Annotated in this window: 11 protein-coding genes and 1 pseudogene; 6 read left to right on the plus strand and 6 right to left on the minus strand. The window is 64.1% G+C overall.

Annotation, left to right across the window (positions count from 1 at the left end):
* Positions 1-14: 14 nt before the first annotated feature.
* Genes HWE01_RS12935 through HWE01_RS12950 form a run of 4 tightly spaced genes read right to left on the minus strand, consistent with a single transcriptional unit; the run spans position 15 to position 3,488 of the window.
* Positions 15-617, minus strand: coding sequence for an ABC-type transport auxiliary lipoprotein family protein (locus tag HWE01_RS12935; protein WP_241822011.1), 603 nt, complete (start codon positions 615-617; stop codon positions 15-17).
* Entirely contained in the window at positions 614-1,531 is a 918-nt protein-coding gene (locus HWE01_RS12940; RefSeq protein ID WP_008329784.1) for an MlaD family protein, read from the minus strand. The genes HWE01_RS12935 and HWE01_RS12940 overlap by 4 nt, the downstream gene beginning before the upstream one ends.
* The gene (locus HWE01_RS12945; RefSeq protein ID WP_241822012.1) at positions 1,531-2,361 is read right to left on the minus strand and encodes an ABC transporter ATP-binding protein; all 831 of its coding nucleotides are present in this window, start codon (positions 2,359-2,361) and stop codon (positions 1,531-1,533) included. The genes HWE01_RS12940 and HWE01_RS12945 overlap by 1 nt, the downstream gene beginning before the upstream one ends.
* On the minus strand, positions 2,355-3,488 hold the full coding sequence (locus tag HWE01_RS12950) for an MlaE family ABC transporter permease (RefSeq protein ID WP_241822013.1): 1,134 nt from the start codon (positions 3,486-3,488) through the stop codon (positions 2,355-2,357). Before HWE01_RS12950 ends, HWE01_RS12945 begins: the two co-directional genes overlap by 7 nt.
* A gap of 664 nt (positions 3,489-4,152) precedes the next feature.
* On the opposite strand from HWE01_RS12950, the gene HWE01_RS12955 reads away from it, so the two are divergent.
* The 4 genes and pseudogenes from HWE01_RS12955 to HWE01_RS12970 all read left to right on the plus strand — a co-directional run bounded on the left by HWE01_RS12955 (position 4,153) and on the right by HWE01_RS12970 (position 12,406).
* Positions 4,153-7,371 carry a calcium-binding protein gene (locus HWE01_RS12955; protein WP_241822014.1) on the plus strand — a complete coding sequence of 1,073 codons (3,219 nt, stop codon included), beginning with the start codon at positions 4,153-4,155 and terminating at the stop codon, positions 7,369-7,371.
* A 79-nt stretch (positions 7,372-7,450) separates the two neighbouring features.
* Positions 7,451-9,625, plus strand: a pseudogene (locus HWE01_RS12960) (type I secretion system permease/ATPase).
* On the plus strand, positions 9,622-10,965 hold the full coding sequence (locus HWE01_RS12965) for an HlyD family type I secretion periplasmic adaptor subunit (RefSeq protein ID WP_241822015.1): 1,344 nt from the start codon (positions 9,622-9,624) through the stop codon (positions 10,963-10,965). Before HWE01_RS12960 ends, HWE01_RS12965 begins: the two are co-directional and overlap by 4 nt.
* Positions 10,955-12,406 (plus strand): TolC family protein, encoded by a 1,452-nt coding sequence (locus HWE01_RS12970; protein ID WP_241822016.1) that lies wholly within the window; start codon positions 10,955-10,957, stop codon positions 12,404-12,406. Before HWE01_RS12965 ends, HWE01_RS12970 begins: the two co-directional genes overlap by 11 nt.
* A gap of 16 nt (positions 12,407-12,422) precedes the next feature.
* Here the strand turns inward: HWE01_RS12970 and HWE01_RS12975 are convergent, their stop codons facing one another.
* Positions 12,423-13,604 carry an MFS transporter gene (locus HWE01_RS12975; protein ID WP_241822017.1) on the minus strand — a complete coding sequence of 394 codons (1,182 nt, stop codon included), beginning with the start codon at positions 13,602-13,604 and terminating at the stop codon, positions 12,423-12,425.
* Between the two features lie 254 nt (positions 13,605-13,858).
* Here HWE01_RS12975 and HWE01_RS12980 point away from each other — a divergent pair, with 254 nt between their 5' ends.
* Positions 13,859-14,320: a hypothetical protein gene (locus HWE01_RS12980; RefSeq protein WP_175344566.1), complete on the plus strand. Its 462-nt coding sequence runs from the start codon at positions 13,859-13,861 to the stop codon at positions 14,318-14,320.
* Between the two features lie 98 nt (positions 14,321-14,418).
* Here HWE01_RS12980 and HWE01_RS12985 read toward each other — a convergent pair whose 3' ends face one another.
* Complete coding sequence (locus HWE01_RS12985) at positions 14,419-14,664, minus strand: helix-turn-helix domain-containing protein (RefSeq protein ID WP_241822023.1); 246 nt, start codon at positions 14,662-14,664, stop codon at positions 14,419-14,421.
* Positions 14,665-14,694: 30 nt separating this feature from the next.
* On the opposite strand from HWE01_RS12985, the gene HWE01_RS12990 reads away from it, so the two are divergent.
* A partial coding sequence (locus HWE01_RS12990; protein ID WP_241822018.1) for a transposase occupies positions 14,695-14,938 on the plus strand: 244 nt, incomplete at its 3' end.

The raw sequence follows: 14,938 nt of genomic DNA on the forward strand, positions 1-14,938 counted from the left end.
CTGACGCAATACCTTCATCGCACCGTGGCCGCCCAGGCCACGACCTCGCCAGCCAGCCGCGCCGAGGCGCTGCCAAAGGCGCTGACCACTTCCGGTACCTTGCTGCCAGCCACCGCTTCCACCACCGCAAAGCGTCGCGCCGCCAGTTGCTGGCGCGTGGCGGTGTCCACCAGGCGGGCATCGTAGACGATCACCACGGTGGGCGCACCATGGCGATACTCGGTCTGGAAGGCCGTCAGTGCGCCATCGAGTTCGACCTCGGCAGCGATGTTGGCATTGTCGCCGGACAGGCGCGGGAAGCGCCCGTCGGCCTGGAAGGCATCCAGCAGGCGGTCACGCAGCAGCTGCGGTGCGGGATCGCTCCAGCGTACTCCCGCATAGGACTTGATCACGTCGCCCTCAGGCAGCACCAGGATGCGTTCACTGTCGATGCTGCGACTGGCCGCAGGCGTGGCGATACGCAGCGCGCGATACGCGGTGCCGCTGGCCGGGGTGGCGCCGGAGGCCAGCGGCGGCAAGCGATAGACCGCCAGCGGATCGGCCTTGGGCAGGATGGAACACGCCGTCAGGGCCAGGCTGGCGGCCACCAGGGCGGTGCGCAGGAGCGGGGTCATCATGGTTGGAATTCCTGGAGATTGTCTTGGCCCAGCAGATAGGCGCCGGGATTGTTTTCCAGCTTGCGGCTGATGGTCCGCACGGAGGCCAGCGTGCTGCGCAGTTCGGTGATGGCCGGGCCGATCTCGGCCACACCCTGGGCGCCGTTGTTGAGGGCGGCCTGGTTCTGCTGGATCAGCTTCTCGATCTGCTGGCTGCTGGCGGCCAGCGAACGCATGGCTTGCTGCAGGTTGCCCATGGCGTCGTTGCCGCGCGTGGTCAGCAACTGGTTGGCGGACTGCATGGCCAGGTTGGCCTGGCGCGCTGCGGCTGCCAGTTCCTGCATGGCCGTGCCGACATTGCCGCGCTGGGAGGCCAGGGTGTCGGTCAACTGTTCCAGATGGGCCAGGGTCTGGTTCAGGCGCCGCGCATTTTCCGGGGCCAGGAACTGCTTGGCGTTGAGCAGCACTTCATTGACGTTGGAGAGCAGGTCTTCGCCGTTGGAGAGCAGAGACGACAGTGGCGAGGGCGAGGCGATGATGATGGGGTCGTTGCCATCCTTGGATTCCAGTCGCGGACTGGCAGGCGAGCCATTGGTCAACTGGATCAGCGCGGTGCCGGTGATGCCGGCCAGGGCCAGCTTGGCGCCGGTGTCTTCCTTGATGGGAGCCTTGCCGGTGACGCGGATGCGGGCGCGTACCTTGCGCGGATCGGCGGGGTCCAGGCTCAGGCCGACCACGTCGCCCACCTTGATGCCGCTGTACTGCACGGGGCTACCGCGCGAGAGACCGCTGACGGCTTCGTTGAAGATGACCGTGTAGTAGTCGACATCGCGATCCTGTCCGGCCTTGGTCAGCCACAGGCAGAACAGCAGCGCCGCCAGGGCGACCAGGATGGTGAACAGTCCGATGAGGACATGATGGGCACGCGTTTCCATTAGGCGTTTCCTTGATGCGTTGGGGTGGCCGCCGCACGCAGCGCGGCCTGGCTGGCGGCCCGTCCGCGCGGGCCCTGGAAGTATTGCTGTATCCACGGATCATCGAAGGCCGCCACGGCCTCGATGCGGTCGGCCACCAGCACGCGCTTGGCCGAGAGGACGGCAACGCGGTCGCAGATGGCGTAGAGGGTGTCCAGGTCATGGGTGACCAGGAACACGGTCAGTCCCAGCGCATCGCGCAGGGTCAGGATCAGGCGGTCAAAGGCGGCTGCGCTGATGGGGTCCAGGCCGGCCGTGGGTTCGTCCAGGAACAGGATGTCCGGGTCCAGCGCCAGCGCCCGGGCCAGCGCGGCGCGCTTGATCATGCCGCCCGAGAGCGCGGCCGGATACTTGTCGCCAGCGGCGATGGGGAGTCCCGCCAGGGCCAGCTTCATGGCCGAGACGCCGCGCGCCTCGTTGGCATCGAGCCCGCCGTATTCGGTCAGGGGCAGGGCGATGTTTTCCAGCACCGTCAACGAAGAGAACAGCGCACCCTGCTGGAACAGCACCCCGAAGCGCCGCTCGTACTGCGACCGTGCCTCGTTGGAGAGGGCCGCCAGGTCTTGCCCGAACACCCTGATCTGGCCAGCTGCGGGCGCTTGCAGGCCGACGATGCTGCGTAGCAGAACCGACTTGCCGGTGCCGGATCCGCCGACCACGCCGAGGATTTCACCACGCCGCACCTGCAGGTCCAGCTGGTCGTGCACCACCTGGGTACCGAACTGGTTGCGCAGGCCGCGCACGTCGATGATGGACTCCACGGAGCTCTCGTCGTGAACAGGATTCACCATCCCATCTCCATGAAGAACAGGGCTGCCAGCGCATCCAGCAGGATCACCACGAAGATCGACTGCACCACGCTGGAGGTGGTGTGCTGGCCCACCGACTGGGCGCTGCCGCTGACCTTGAAACCTTCATTGCAACCGATGATGGCGATCACGAAGGCAAACAGCGGCGCCTTGACCATGCCCAGCAGGAAATGACGGATGCCCACATCCTGCTGCAGCAGCGAGAGGAACATGGTCGGGCTGATGTCCAGCGACAATGCACAGACCATGGCTCCGCCCAAGAGGCCGGACATCATCGCGATGAAGGTCAGCAGGGGCATGGAAATCAACAGGGCGATGATGCGCGGCAGCACCAGCAGATTGACCGGATCCAGGCCCAATGCGCGGATGGCGTCGATTTCCTCGTTGGCCTTCATCGAGCCGATCTGCGCCGTAAAGGAACTGGCGGTACGTCCGGCCATGAGGACGGCGGTCAGCAGCACGGCGAATTCGCGCAGGAAGGAAAAGGCCACCAGGTCCACCGTATAAAGACTGGCGCCGAAATCGGCCAGCACGGTGGCGCCCAGGAAGGCGACCACGGCACCCACCATGAAGGTCAGCAGGGACACGATGGGTACGGCATCCAGCCCGGTCTGTTCGACCTGGGCCACCACGCCGGTAAAGCGCCAGCGCGAGGGCCGCCAGAACGAGGCGACCAGCGTCTGCAGGCACAGTCCAGTAAAACCCAGCAGGTCGCGTGTACAGCTGCGCAGATTGAGGGTGGCCATGCCCACGCGTTCCAGCATGTCGGTAATCCACGCCTGCGGCGGCGGGGCGGCCTTGGGCATGGCGATGGCGCGGGCCTCGGCCACGGCAGCCAGCAGACCGCGCCAGGCACGCGGCAGGGTGCTGTGCTCGCCGGTCTGGCGCAGGGCGCCCGGGACGCCCAGCAGATCCACCAGCAGCTTGGCACCGACGGTATCGAAGGCGGTCAGTGCAGAAAACGTCAATTCCGTTTCCTCGTTCATGGCTGGCCGCTGCTGCGCAATCTGGCGCGACAGGGCGCGGTAGTTGCGCAAGGTCCAGTCGCCTTCCACGTGCAGCACGGGCGGGCTGGACGGTTCGAGGCGGAAGGTGGCGGCGGTATTCAAATCAGGTCGTGCCAGCGGGCAGGGAGTGGGAAGAGGGCAGTGTAGCGAACTTGCCGGCCCATGTGCAAAAAGCGTCAGCAGGCCGCAGCAAGTATGGCATGCAGGGAGGCTTCGCGCCAGCGGTCGGGCGGTACGGCGGCACACTATCCCAAGAGGTAATTGTCGGGAGTGCGCCCTATCCATCGGCCCCGGCTGACGACATCAGCCAGAACGTCGTGCGCATCGGTTTGCGGCACCGGTTCTGAGTCCGGTGCCGGGCGGGCGCACGCTACGCCTCGCCCGGCGTTGCATCTTTTTCATTTCGGCCAGAAAAGGAAGAAGATTTCTTCGCTTGCGATTTTCGCAGGCTTATTCATATAAATTATTTTGGTTCGACTTGCCCGTCTAGGGCGAGGATGAACAAGTTTTCACCTGGCCCAAATGCGGCGGTGTGGCGGGCCTGTCAGGACGCAGCATCTCGGCACCATGGTGCGATTGTCGGCAGCGGCAAGCTTGGGTTGAATGGCAGCGGGAAGAAGTTTTACGAGTTTTGACACGAACAAATTCGAGATGAGGCTAGAGGCGCCGGGATGTCAGCAATGCCATCCGCGCAGTGCGACCTTGGCCCGACAACAAGCTCGATGCGTGTCATTGCCATCGATTCACACTGCTCAGGGAAAACACCATGACCATCACCATTGTCCCCAATCGCCTTCTGGCATTGGCTTCCGCGCTGCCGACCACGGCCCCGCGTCCACTCAAGTCGACCTCTGCCGTCATCACCAGGACCGCCAGCTTTGCCCACGCACCGCGAGTAGCCGAGGAGGGCATCACGCCCGTCTCGGTCTTTGCGATGGACCCGGCTGCCGAGACGCATTCGCTGCCCGGTTCGGCCACGGCGGCGCAGACAGCCCGCACAAACCGGCGTGAACGGCCCGCACGCGCCAAGACGGTGCAGGCGCAGGAGATGGCAGCGCCGAGCATCTCGGGGACTGCGGGCGCCGGCTTGCCGGCCTGGAGCGAGGCTGGCTCGTCCGAGCTGGGGCAGGCCGATCTGGTCAAGGGACGCTCCGTTGGCCCCGCCTCGGACAAGCTTCCGGTGGCACCGGGCGAGGTCATGTCGGACTTGTCGGCGGCTCCGGCAGCGCCAGGTCCGACTTCGGCTTCGTCGTCGACGGTGCCCGTATCCGCGTCGCCTGTCCCCGCAGCAGCTCCCACGGTCTGCCCTGTCATCCAGAACGTGCCTGCACAGGTCAGGCCTGGCAATGCGCCCGATCAGCAGCCTTGCTGGACGAGCGACCTGGTACCTTTGGCGGATCCTTGTCCGCCGGATGTGATCCTGATTTCCGATTGCGTACCCGTGCCGATCTCCTCGCTCGTTCCGCCTCCGGTATGTATCCCTGTCCCGGTTCCGGCACAGCGCGTCTCGCCTGCGGTACCGGCCAGCACTCCCGCAGTGGCGGCGCTACCTGTGCCCGCACCAAGCGCCTACGTGGCGCCGCCCGCTGCGGTCTATGTGGAGGCACCTGCGGAGCCACCGGTCCCCGACAGCCATTTCCGCGACCTGCGTGACGATGGCAGTGCCTTCAAGCTCGACAATGGCCGCACGGTGAACTTCGGACCGGACCAGATCAAGGCGCTCAACAGCAGCCCCGGCTGTCTGATCGGTACCGACGGCAATGACCTGCTCGATCCCAACCTGGGGACCTCCAACTACAACGTCAACGTCCAGGCCGGGCCCTTCAGACAGTTGGCCGGTGGTGGCGGTGACGACATGATCAATGGCAGCAAGGCCGATGACACTCTGTGGGGCGGCGATGGCAAGGATCTCTTGTGGGGGAAGGAGGGCGACGACCAGCTCTATGGCGAAAACGGCGACGACCAGTTGGTTGGCGATGACGGTAATGATCTGCTCTCAGGCGGTGCCGGTGCCGACCGTATTTTTAGTGGCCTGGGCAATGATCGCATCTGGGGCGGTGATGGCGATGACCAGTTGTACGGCAATGACCTGATTCTCAAGGGTGTCAATGCGCTGCAGGCCGGGCAGAGCGATGACGACCAGATCGTCGGCGGCGCCGGTAATGACAGGATCTCGGGTGGCTTCGGCAACGACCAGCTATGGGGCGGGACGGGTGAGGACACCATCAACGGAGACGACGGCGATGACAAGCTCTATGGTGACCAGGGCAACGACTACCTTTATGGCGGCGCTGGCAACGATGTCCTGCAAGGCGGCGACGGCGATGATGTGCTCTATGGTGACTACATGCGCGCCTACGCCGCAGTCACCAATGACATCGGTGGCAACGACCTGCTTTATGGCGGCACCGGCAATGACACCCTGTACGCCGGCGTGGGCAACGACCTGCTCGACGGTGGTGCCGGCAACGACTACATGGAAGGCGGCAAGGGGGACGATACCTATGTCGTGGACTGCAGTGGTGACAGTGTGGCCGAGGATGCCAACGATGGCCACGATACCGTCATCGCCTCCTGCGACTACGCGCTCACGGCCAACGTGGAGGATCTGCACCTGGCCGAAGGTGGCAACTTCAATGGCACTGGCAATACCCTTGACAACCTGATCACCGGCAACAGCGCTGACAATCTGCTCGACGGTGGCCAGGGGGCCGACACCCTCATCGGCGGCCAGGGCAACGACACCTATGTGGTCGACAACATCGGCGACAAGGTGGTGGAGATGGCCGGCGAAGGGATCGATACCGTCCGCGCCAAGATCAGCCATACCCTGGGCGACAACCTGGAAAACCTGAGCCTGATGGACAGCACCAGCGCACAAGCCGAGACCATCAACGGCAAGGCCGTGCTGGTGTATGGCTTTCCGCGCAATTACGACCTGGACTATTCGCAGGGCGACGAAGTGCCCGGCTACAAGGGCACCTGCGGCGAGACCAGCGTGGCCAACATCTGCATCATGTCCGGCCTGCAGGAGACCGAGGCCGATGTGGTCAAGCGCGCCATCGCCAATGGCTGGTGCCGTACGCAGGGCAGCAGCGACGCTACGCGCGGGGGCTGCAATCAGTACGATCAGGTGAACCTGCTCAAGAGCTTTGGCCTGCAGGCTGATTACAGCAATGGGTATGACCAGGCCAGGCTGGCCAGTCTGCTCAAGGATGGCCGCGGCGTCCTGATCGCCGTCAATGCCGGCAAGCTGTGGGGCGATCCTGACTATATCCAGGGCGGTGTTCTCAACCATGTGGTGACGGTCACCGGCGTGGCTTGCGATGCCGACAGCGGCAACGTGCTCGGCTTCTATATCGCCGACTCCGGACGCGGCCAGGCCAGTGATGCCAACCGCTACCTGTCGGCCGACGACATGCGCAATGTGGCCGACGCATACGGCGCCAACATGGTCTATACGCTTGATCCCATCAAGGTCCGCAACGAGAACATCGATGCCACCGGCAATGCGCTGGACAACGTGATCACGGGTAACCGCGGCAGCAACATCCTCACCGGTGGACGGGGCGACGATATCCTCATCGGCGGCGCCGGCAACGATACCTATGTCTTTGCCCGTGGCGATGGTCGCGACCAGATCATCGACAGCGATGCCACAAGCGGCAACCAGGACGTCCTGCAGTTCAAGGACATCAACCAGACCGACCTCTGGTTCAGCCAGGCCGGCCAGGATCTGCAGATCGATGTGCTGGGCAGCAAGGACGGCGTCACCATCAAGGACTGGTACGTGGGCGGCAAGAGCGGTACCGATCATCACATCGAGCGCATCTGCACTGCCGACGGTTATACGCTCTACGACACTGATGTGGCCCAACTGGTGCAGGCCATGGCCAGCTTCGCACCGCCGCCGCCCTTGCAGGCCGAATGGAGCAGTGGCCAGTCCAGCGCGACGGGCAAGGTCCTGCTGACAGTCAACCACTGAACGGGCATGTGGACGGGCACGGCAGTGCCTTCGCGCCTTCGATCACGACGACAGCCGTCTCGCCATCTTCGGGAATTCTATGAACCAGAGTGATAACGACCCCGGCCAGGCCGGCACGGACAGCGGCCTGCTGTGCCTGATCCTGCTGGCCAGGCTGCATGGCATCGCTGCCGATGCGCAACAATTGCAGCACCGCTTCGGCCGTCAGCCCTTCGGTGTGCAGAACATCCTCCTGGGTGCGCGCATGCTGGGCATGAAGGCACGCTGCATCCGCCAGCATCCCGCGCGCCTGGAGCGCACCCCCTTGCCGGCCATCGGCATCGACCATGCCGGCCGTTTCTTCGTACTGGCCAAGATCGAAACCGATCCCAGCCAGCCCGTGGCCGCCGCGCGCATGCTGATCCAACGGCCGGGACAAGCGCCGCAGGTGATGTCACGCGCGGAATTTGCCGCCTTCTGGTGCGGCCAGGTGATCCTCATGACCAGCAAGGCGAGCTATGCCGCTGAATCGGCGCGCTTCGACTTCACCTGGTTCATTCCGGCCGTGGTCAAGTACCGCAAGGTGCTGGGCGAGGTCTTGCTGATCTCGCTGGTGCTGCAGATCATCGGCCTGGTCACGCCGCTGTTCTTCCAGGTGGTGATGGACAAGGTGCTGGTCAATCACGCCATGATGACCTTGAACGTGATTGCAGTCGGCTTGGTCGCCGCCACCATTTTCGAGGCCTTGCTCAATGGCATCCGCACCGCCATCTTCGCCAAGGCCAGCAGCAAGATCGATGTGGAGCTGGGGGCGCGCCTGTTTGCCCATTTGCTGAGCCTGCCGCTGGCTTACTTCCAGGTGCGTCGCGCGGGCGATTCGATTGCCCGCGTGCGCGAGCTGGAGAACATCCGCAGCTTCCTCACCGGCAATGCCATGACGCTGGTGCTGGATCTGGTGTTTTCCTTCATCTTCCTGGCGGTGATGCTTTGGTACAGCGTCCCCTTGAGCCTGATCGTGCTGGCTTCCATCCCGGTGTACCTGCTGCTGTCGCTGATCTTCACACCGCTGCTGCGCGCGCGCCTGAACGACAAGTTCAACAAGAGCGCCGAGAACCAGTCCTTCCTGGTGGAGACCCTCACCGGCATGGATACCGTCAAGGCCATGGCCGTGGAGCCGCACTGGCAGCGCAAGTGGGACCAGCAACTGGCGGGTTACGTGGCTGCCGGCCTGACCACCACCAACATCAGCCTGTTGGCCAGCGGCGGCGTGAGCCTGGTCAGCAAGCTGGTTGGCGTGGGCATCATGTGACTGGGAGCGCAGCAGGTCATCGACAATGCCTTGTCGGTCGGCGAGCTGGTGGCCTTCAACATGCTGGCCGGGCAGGTGGCCGCGCCCATCCTGCGGCTGGCGCAATTGTGGAACGACTTCCAGCAGGTCGGCATTTCCATGAGCCGCCTGGCCGACGTGCTCGATGCCCGCAGCGAAGTCGCCGGCCATCGCACGCGCTTGCCGCGCGTGAGCGGGGCGATCGCCTTCGACCGCGTGAACTTCCGCTACCGTCCCGAGACACCGGAAGTCATTCGTGGCCTGTCGCTGGAAATCCGGCCTGGGGAGGTCATCGGCATCGTCGGCCGTTCCGGTTCCGGCAAGAGTACCCTGGCCAAGCTGGTACAGCGGCTCTATGTCTGCGAGAGCGGGCGCATCAGCGTGGACGGGCAGGATATCTCCATCATCGATACCGCTTCGCTGCGTCAGCAGATCGGCGTGGTGCTGCAGGAGAACACGCTGTTTTCGCGCTCCATCCGCGACAACATCGCCCTGGTCGATCCTTCGGCGCCGATCGAGGAGGTGATCGCTGCAGCCCGGCTGGCGGGTGCGCATGACTTCATCTGCGAGCTGCCCGAGGGTTACGACACGCTGGTGGGTGAGCAGGGAACAGGTCTGTCCGGCGGCCAGCGCCAGCGTATTGCCATTGCGCGCGCCCTGATCAGCAATCCCGGCATCCTCATCTTCGACGAAGCCACCAGCGCGCTGGATTATGAATCCGAAAAGATCATCCAGGACAACATGCGCCAGATCTGCGCCGGCCGCACCGTACTCATCATTGCGCACCGGCTCTCGGCGGTGCGCGAGGCCGACCGCATCCTGGTGATGGAGCGCGGCAATGTGGTCGAGAGTGGCCGCCACGAAGAACTGCTGCGGGTAAACAACGGGATCTATGCGCACCTGCACGCGTTGCAGGCGGGCAAGCCGCTTCGGGGGGGATCAGCATGAGTCTGCATTATCGTTCCCAGGCCTGGATGGCCTTGTGGCAACGCTACGTACGCCGCTTCCTGCACGCCTGGCGTGAGCGCCACCAGCATCCGGCGGGCCTGTTCCAGCAGCAGGAAGCCGAGTTCCTGCCGGCCGCGCTGTCGCTGCAGGAAGCGCCCGACTCGGCCAGCCTGCGCTGGACGGCACGGGTGCTGGTCGCCATGGTCGTGTTGACGCTGGTGTGGTCGGTGATCGGACAGATCGATATCGTCGTCAGTGCCAATGGCAAGGTCATTCCCTCCGGCCGGACCAAGACCATTGCCTCGGTCGAGGTGGCCAGCGTGCGGGCACTGCTGGTGCGCGAGGGCCAGCACGTGCAGGCCGGGGAGGTGCTCATGGAACTGGATGCCACCAGCAGTGACAGCGAGCGCGACAAGGCCGCCGACGTGCTGGCCCAGGCGCGCCTGCAGGCGGCACGTGCGCAGGCCATGATGCAGGCAGTGCAGCAGCTGCGTGCACCGCAACTGGAGGAGGTGGCCGGCGTGACGCAAGCGCAATGGGATTCCGTGCAGCGCCAGTTGCAGGGGCAGTACCAGGACTTTCACGCCCGCCTGGTGCGCCTGGATGACGAAATCGTCCGCTACGGCGCGGCGCTGCGTCTGGCCAGTCAGCGTGCCAGCGACTATCGGGATCTGATGAGCGACCATAGTGTTTCCAGGCATGCCTGGCTGGAGAAGGAACAGGCGCGTGTGGATGTACAAGGCCAACTGGCCGAGGCCCGCAATCAGCGGACTGCCCTGCTGGCACAGACCCGGAAGGAGGCGCACGACAGCCGCATCGAGGCCGAGAAGATCATCGAGAGCGCCCGCCAGGACCAGCGCCGCGCCGAAGAGCACAGCAAGCTGCTGCGCCTGACCGCACCGGTCAGCGGCACGGTGCAGCAGCTCGCCGCGCACACCATCGGCGGAGTCGTTGCGGCCACCCAGCCGCTCATGCAGATCGTACCGGAGGATGGCGACATCGAAATCGAGGCCCAGATCGAGAACAAGGATGTGGGCTTCGTCGAGGTGGGGCAGGAGGTGGAGGTGAAGGTCGATGCCTTCGACTACACCAAGTACGGCACCCTCCCGGCCAGGGTGGTATCCGTGTCGCGCGATGCCATCCAGGATGAGAAGAAGGGATGGATCTATACCGCCCGCATCGTTCTCTCCAGGAACAGCCTGGACGTGGATGGACGCAGGCTGCCTCTGTCAGCGGGTCTGGCGGTCAATGTAGGCATCCGCACCGGTAGTCGCAGGGTGATTGAATATGCCTTCTCTCCCTTGTTGCGTCATCAGAAGGAGGCACTGCATGAGCGCTGATCATCGGCACCGTCGGATGGCCGCCCTGGGTATGGCTGCCGCGTTGCTGGCGGTGTCACCAGCCCGTAGCGGCGAGCCTGGGCGTTTCGATCCGCTGCTGGCGCGACCGCCTGAACTGGACCATGGCAAGCCCTTGCCCGGTGATGAACAGCCGATGGTCTGTACCAGCAGCAGCTTCGCGCCGGGCAAGGTACTGACCCTGGCCGATGCCGTGGATCTGGCACTGTGTCACCAGCCCCAGATACAGGCTGGTTGGGCCAGCATCAAACTGCAGGCGGCGCAGCTGGGGGAGGCGCGGGCCGCCTATCTCCCCACCCTGGGCGCTGGCGCCAGCCGCTATCGTGGCAGTACGAGTTCGGATCAGGGCAGCAGCAGTCGTTCCATCGGCACGCTCTATGCCACGTTGACCTGGCGTCTGCTGGATTTTGGCGGCCGCAGTGCCAACCAGCGCGCCGCCGACGTCTTGTTGCAGGCGGCCTTGGCCAGCCAGGATGCCGCCCTGCAAAAGGCCATGGCCGGGGCGGTCGGTCTGTACTACGACGCCCACAGCGCCCGTGCGGTGGTACAGGCGCGTGAGCGCGGCCTGCAGCTGGCGCGGCAGGTGCTGGAGACCGCTATCCGGCGCGAGCAGCGCGGCGTGGGCGCCTTGCCGGAAACCCTGCAGGCGCGCAGTTACGTCGCCAGGGCAGAACTGGAACTGGCGCGCGCCAACGGTCAGCACAGGCGCAGCCTGGTAGCGCTGGCGGTGGGCTTGGGCTTGCTGGATGAGGCAGGGGATGCGCCGGCGCTGACGCTGTCTTCCGAGGTTGAGGAAGATCCGCTCGGGTTGGAGCAGAATCTGCCGGGATGGCTGCAGTCGGCCAAGCAATACCATCCGGCCATCCTGGCGGCGCGTGCCCAGGTCGAAGCCGCTCGTGAGAAAGTGACGGTGGTGCGCTCGGAGGGTTTGCCGACGCTGGATCTGAGTGCCAGCCGCTTCGTCAATGGTCGACCCAATCAGGGCGGCGGCAATCGCGGTGATCGTGAAACCGTGGTCGGGCTGAATCTGAATATTCCCATCTTCGAAGGCTTTACGCGCAACTACAAGATCGACGGTGCGCAGGCCCAGGTAGAGTTGCGCGAAGCCGAGCTGCGCGACGTCCAGGCCCAGGTGCTGGGCGACATCGCCATCACCTACGCTGAGGCGACCACGGCCTTGCGCAGCCTGGCCTCCTCGCGCAGCCTGCTGGAGGCGGCGCAACGGGCGCTGCAATCGGTGCAGCGCAAGTACGATGCAGGTAGCGCCGACATCGTGGAAATGCTCAACGCGCAATCGGTACTCAGCGAGGCCGAGCTGGAGCGCATTCGTTCGTTGTCCGACTGGCGCTCGGCACGGCTGCGACTGTTGGCCAATGCCGCCGAAATGGGGCGCAGCAGTTTCACCACGGCGTCGCGCCGCTGACCCGGCTTGCGCGGCTTCAGTGGTGGCGGTGTGGTGCGCGGCGCCAGGTCTGCCAGCCTGCGAGCAGGCACAGCAGGGCGCCCAGGGTAAAGACCAGGCCGCTGCAGAAGCGTTGCGTGATGGCCAGGGTCAGCACGGTCGGCAACAAGACCACGCCGATGAAGCCGGCAAAGACGCACAGTCCGGTCGCCCGGCCCACCTCTTCGCGCGCAACGACGATGGCAATCTCGGAGAACAGAACGCCATTCCACGCGATGACTGCGATACCCAAGGCTGCCGCTGCCAGGTAGAGCATGAACGCGGGTACCGAGGCGAAGGCGGCCCAGGCCAGGATGGCGAATCCCGATGTGCCGAGCAGGCCGGAGAGCGCCAGCATGTGCAGCGCGGACACACCACGGTCAACGCAGCGGCCCCAGACAAGGCGGAAGATCACGCCCACCAGGTTCACGAGCGTGAGCAGCCAGCCTGCCTGTGCGATCGTCATCTGCTGGAAGCCATGCAGGAAGGGCACCAGCATGGCCAGGGTGGTCACCTGCAGTCCGGAGAACAGAAAGGCTACCACTGCCAGGATGCGTAGTGGCGGATAGCTGGCCAGGAGCGACCAGACGCTGGCGGGTTTGGCGTCGGAGTGGGATTGTGCTGTCTGGCTGCGCTCCTGCGGGGATCGGCTGGTGAAGGCTGCGGCGCCCACCAGGCCGATGATGCCCGGTGCGATGAAGGCCCACGACAGTCCCAGATGCTGCGTCATGGCCGGCACCACCAGGGCGGCCAGCGCAGCCCCGGCGGGCACGCCGCTTTGCCGGATCGAGAACAGCAGGCTGCGATGCTTGATGGAGGTGCCCTGGCTCAGGAAGTACGAACTGGCCGGTGTGATGCCGCCATATCCCATGCCCATGAGCACACTGCCGGTCAACACGCCCGCGATCCGCGAGCTGGCGATGAGCAGCATGCCCAGCGCACACAGTGCCAGGCACCAGCGGCTGACCTGGAAGGCACCGAGCCGATGCACGCGGTTGCCGAACCAGATCGAGGAGCAGGCTGCTGCGGCATAGAGCAGCGCCGTGTAGACACCGACCCAGCGTGCCGACACGGCCAGCGAGTCCGCCAGCAGAGGAGAGATGGTCAGCACGGCGGTGGCGGCGAAGGAAGTGGCGATCTGGATGGTGGTCAGCAGGAGCAGGGCGGTGAGCGCATTCATGGAAGGGAGCGTGGTGGCGTTCTGTTGGGGGTGGCAGGCAGGGAAACCTGTCGCCCTCGGGAGCAGAACGCGCTTGCGGGGGGAAGTATCAAAGGCATGATTGTAGGAAAAGATGCGACATCGTGTTTTGCCCGATGGATTCGATGCCCATCAATAGCCGGGCCTCATGCGCGGGACAGGCATGGACCTGTATGACGTGATGCGCATGCAGGCCGGCATGCTTTCCAGACCAATCATCTTTCCGAGGCAGCATCATGGATTTTCAGAGCGCGGCTGGATGGGCTGCAGCAATCATCATCATCTTGATTCTGCTCAGGCTGCAGAGGCGATGGCGCAAGGGCCATTGCATCGATGCCGGACTGGGGTGGTCCGGCGCGGCTGGTCCGGGCAACAGGATCTACCTGTACAACCTGACCGCGCGCGCGATCGTGGTGAAGCGATGGAGTCTGCACATCACCTGCGGCCGCTTCCGACGGCGCCGCGTGCTCGAGATGGCAGACGCCGGTTGGCCCTCGGAGGAGATTCGCATCGAAGCTCATGGGGCTCATGTGCTGTACTTCTGGGATGCGGGATTTCTTGCAGGAGAGGCTCACCGGGGGCGGCGAGGAAGGCTCTATATCAAGCTCGGGATCCTTGGCGGAAGGTCACGTACTTGTTGCCTGTATCCGGTTGGAAGCGCATTGCCGGGGTACGGTCTTGGCGTGAGGTGCAGCTGATGGGACGAACGAATTGATTCTCCAATCGGGGCGGTTCACTACCCCAAGAATCGTGATGGGGTAACGAAACGTTATCCCCTTCAACCTTTAGAGGTTGACTATGCCGCAACTGCTTTAGGCGGCTTGATCAAGCTTTCTGCAGGGATGCCGAGCCCCTGGTTGAGCTTCCAGATCATACCGAGTGTAAGGGGGCGCTTGCCATTGAGGATTTCATAGACTCTGTTGGAACGGCCAATATACGGTTCCAGATCTTTAACAGTCAGGCCAGCCTGCTCCATGCGAAATTTGATGGCCTTGACCCTACCCCAATAAATAGTACCGCTTAGAAATAGAAATTCCGGCATGCTTTTGATCTCAAAAAGAGGAGTCATGCCATGAAGAGAAGCAAATTTACCGAACAACAGATTGCCTACGCATTGAAGCAGGCCGAGTTGGGAACGCCGGTAGAAGAGGTGTGCAGGAAGATGGGAATTTCGGATGCGACCTTCTACAACTGGAAGAAGAAATACGGTGGATTGGGGCCGTCAGAAGTACGACGGCTAAAACAGCTGGAAGAAGAGAATATCAAACTCAAAAAGCTGGTAGCAGACCTGTCTCTGGACAAAGCTATGCTCCAGG

This window comes from Herbaspirillum sp. C7C8 (assembly GCF_022627875.1).
Classification (GTDB): Bacteria; Pseudomonadota; Gammaproteobacteria; order Burkholderiales; family Burkholderiaceae_D; genus Herbaspirillum.

Bases quoted from the DNA above. Each gene is read 5' to 3' on its own strand.
- HWE01_RS12935 (WP_241822011.1), bottom strand. From the start codon at position 617: ATGATGACCCCGCTCCTGCGCACCGCCCTGGTGGCCGCCAGCCTGGCC.
- HWE01_RS12940 (WP_008329784.1), bottom strand. From the start codon at position 1,531: ATGGAAACGCGTGCCCATCATGTCCTCATCGGACTGTTCACCATCCTG.
- HWE01_RS12945 (WP_241822012.1), bottom strand. From the start codon at position 2,361: ATGGTGAATCCTGTTCACGACGAGAGCTCCGTGGAGTCCATCATCGAC.
- HWE01_RS12955 (WP_241822014.1), top strand. From the start codon at position 4,153: ATGACCATCACCATTGTCCCCAATCGCCTTCTGGCATTGGCTTCCGCG.
- HWE01_RS12965 (WP_241822015.1), top strand. From the start codon at position 9,622: ATGAGTCTGCATTATCGTTCCCAGGCCTGGATGGCCTTGTGGCAACGC.
- HWE01_RS12970 (WP_241822016.1), top strand. From the start codon at position 10,955: ATGAGCGCTGATCATCGGCACCGTCGGATGGCCGCCCTGGGTATGGCT.
- HWE01_RS12975 (WP_241822017.1), bottom strand. From the start codon at position 13,604: ATGAATGCGCTCACCGCCCTGCTCCTGCTGACCACCATCCAGATCGCC.
- HWE01_RS12980 (WP_175344566.1), top strand. From the start codon at position 13,859: ATGGATTTTCAGAGCGCGGCTGGATGGGCTGCAGCAATCATCATCATC.
- HWE01_RS12985 (WP_241822023.1), bottom strand. From the start codon at position 14,664: ATGCCGGAATTTCTATTTCTAAGCGGTACTATTTATTGGGGTAGGGTC.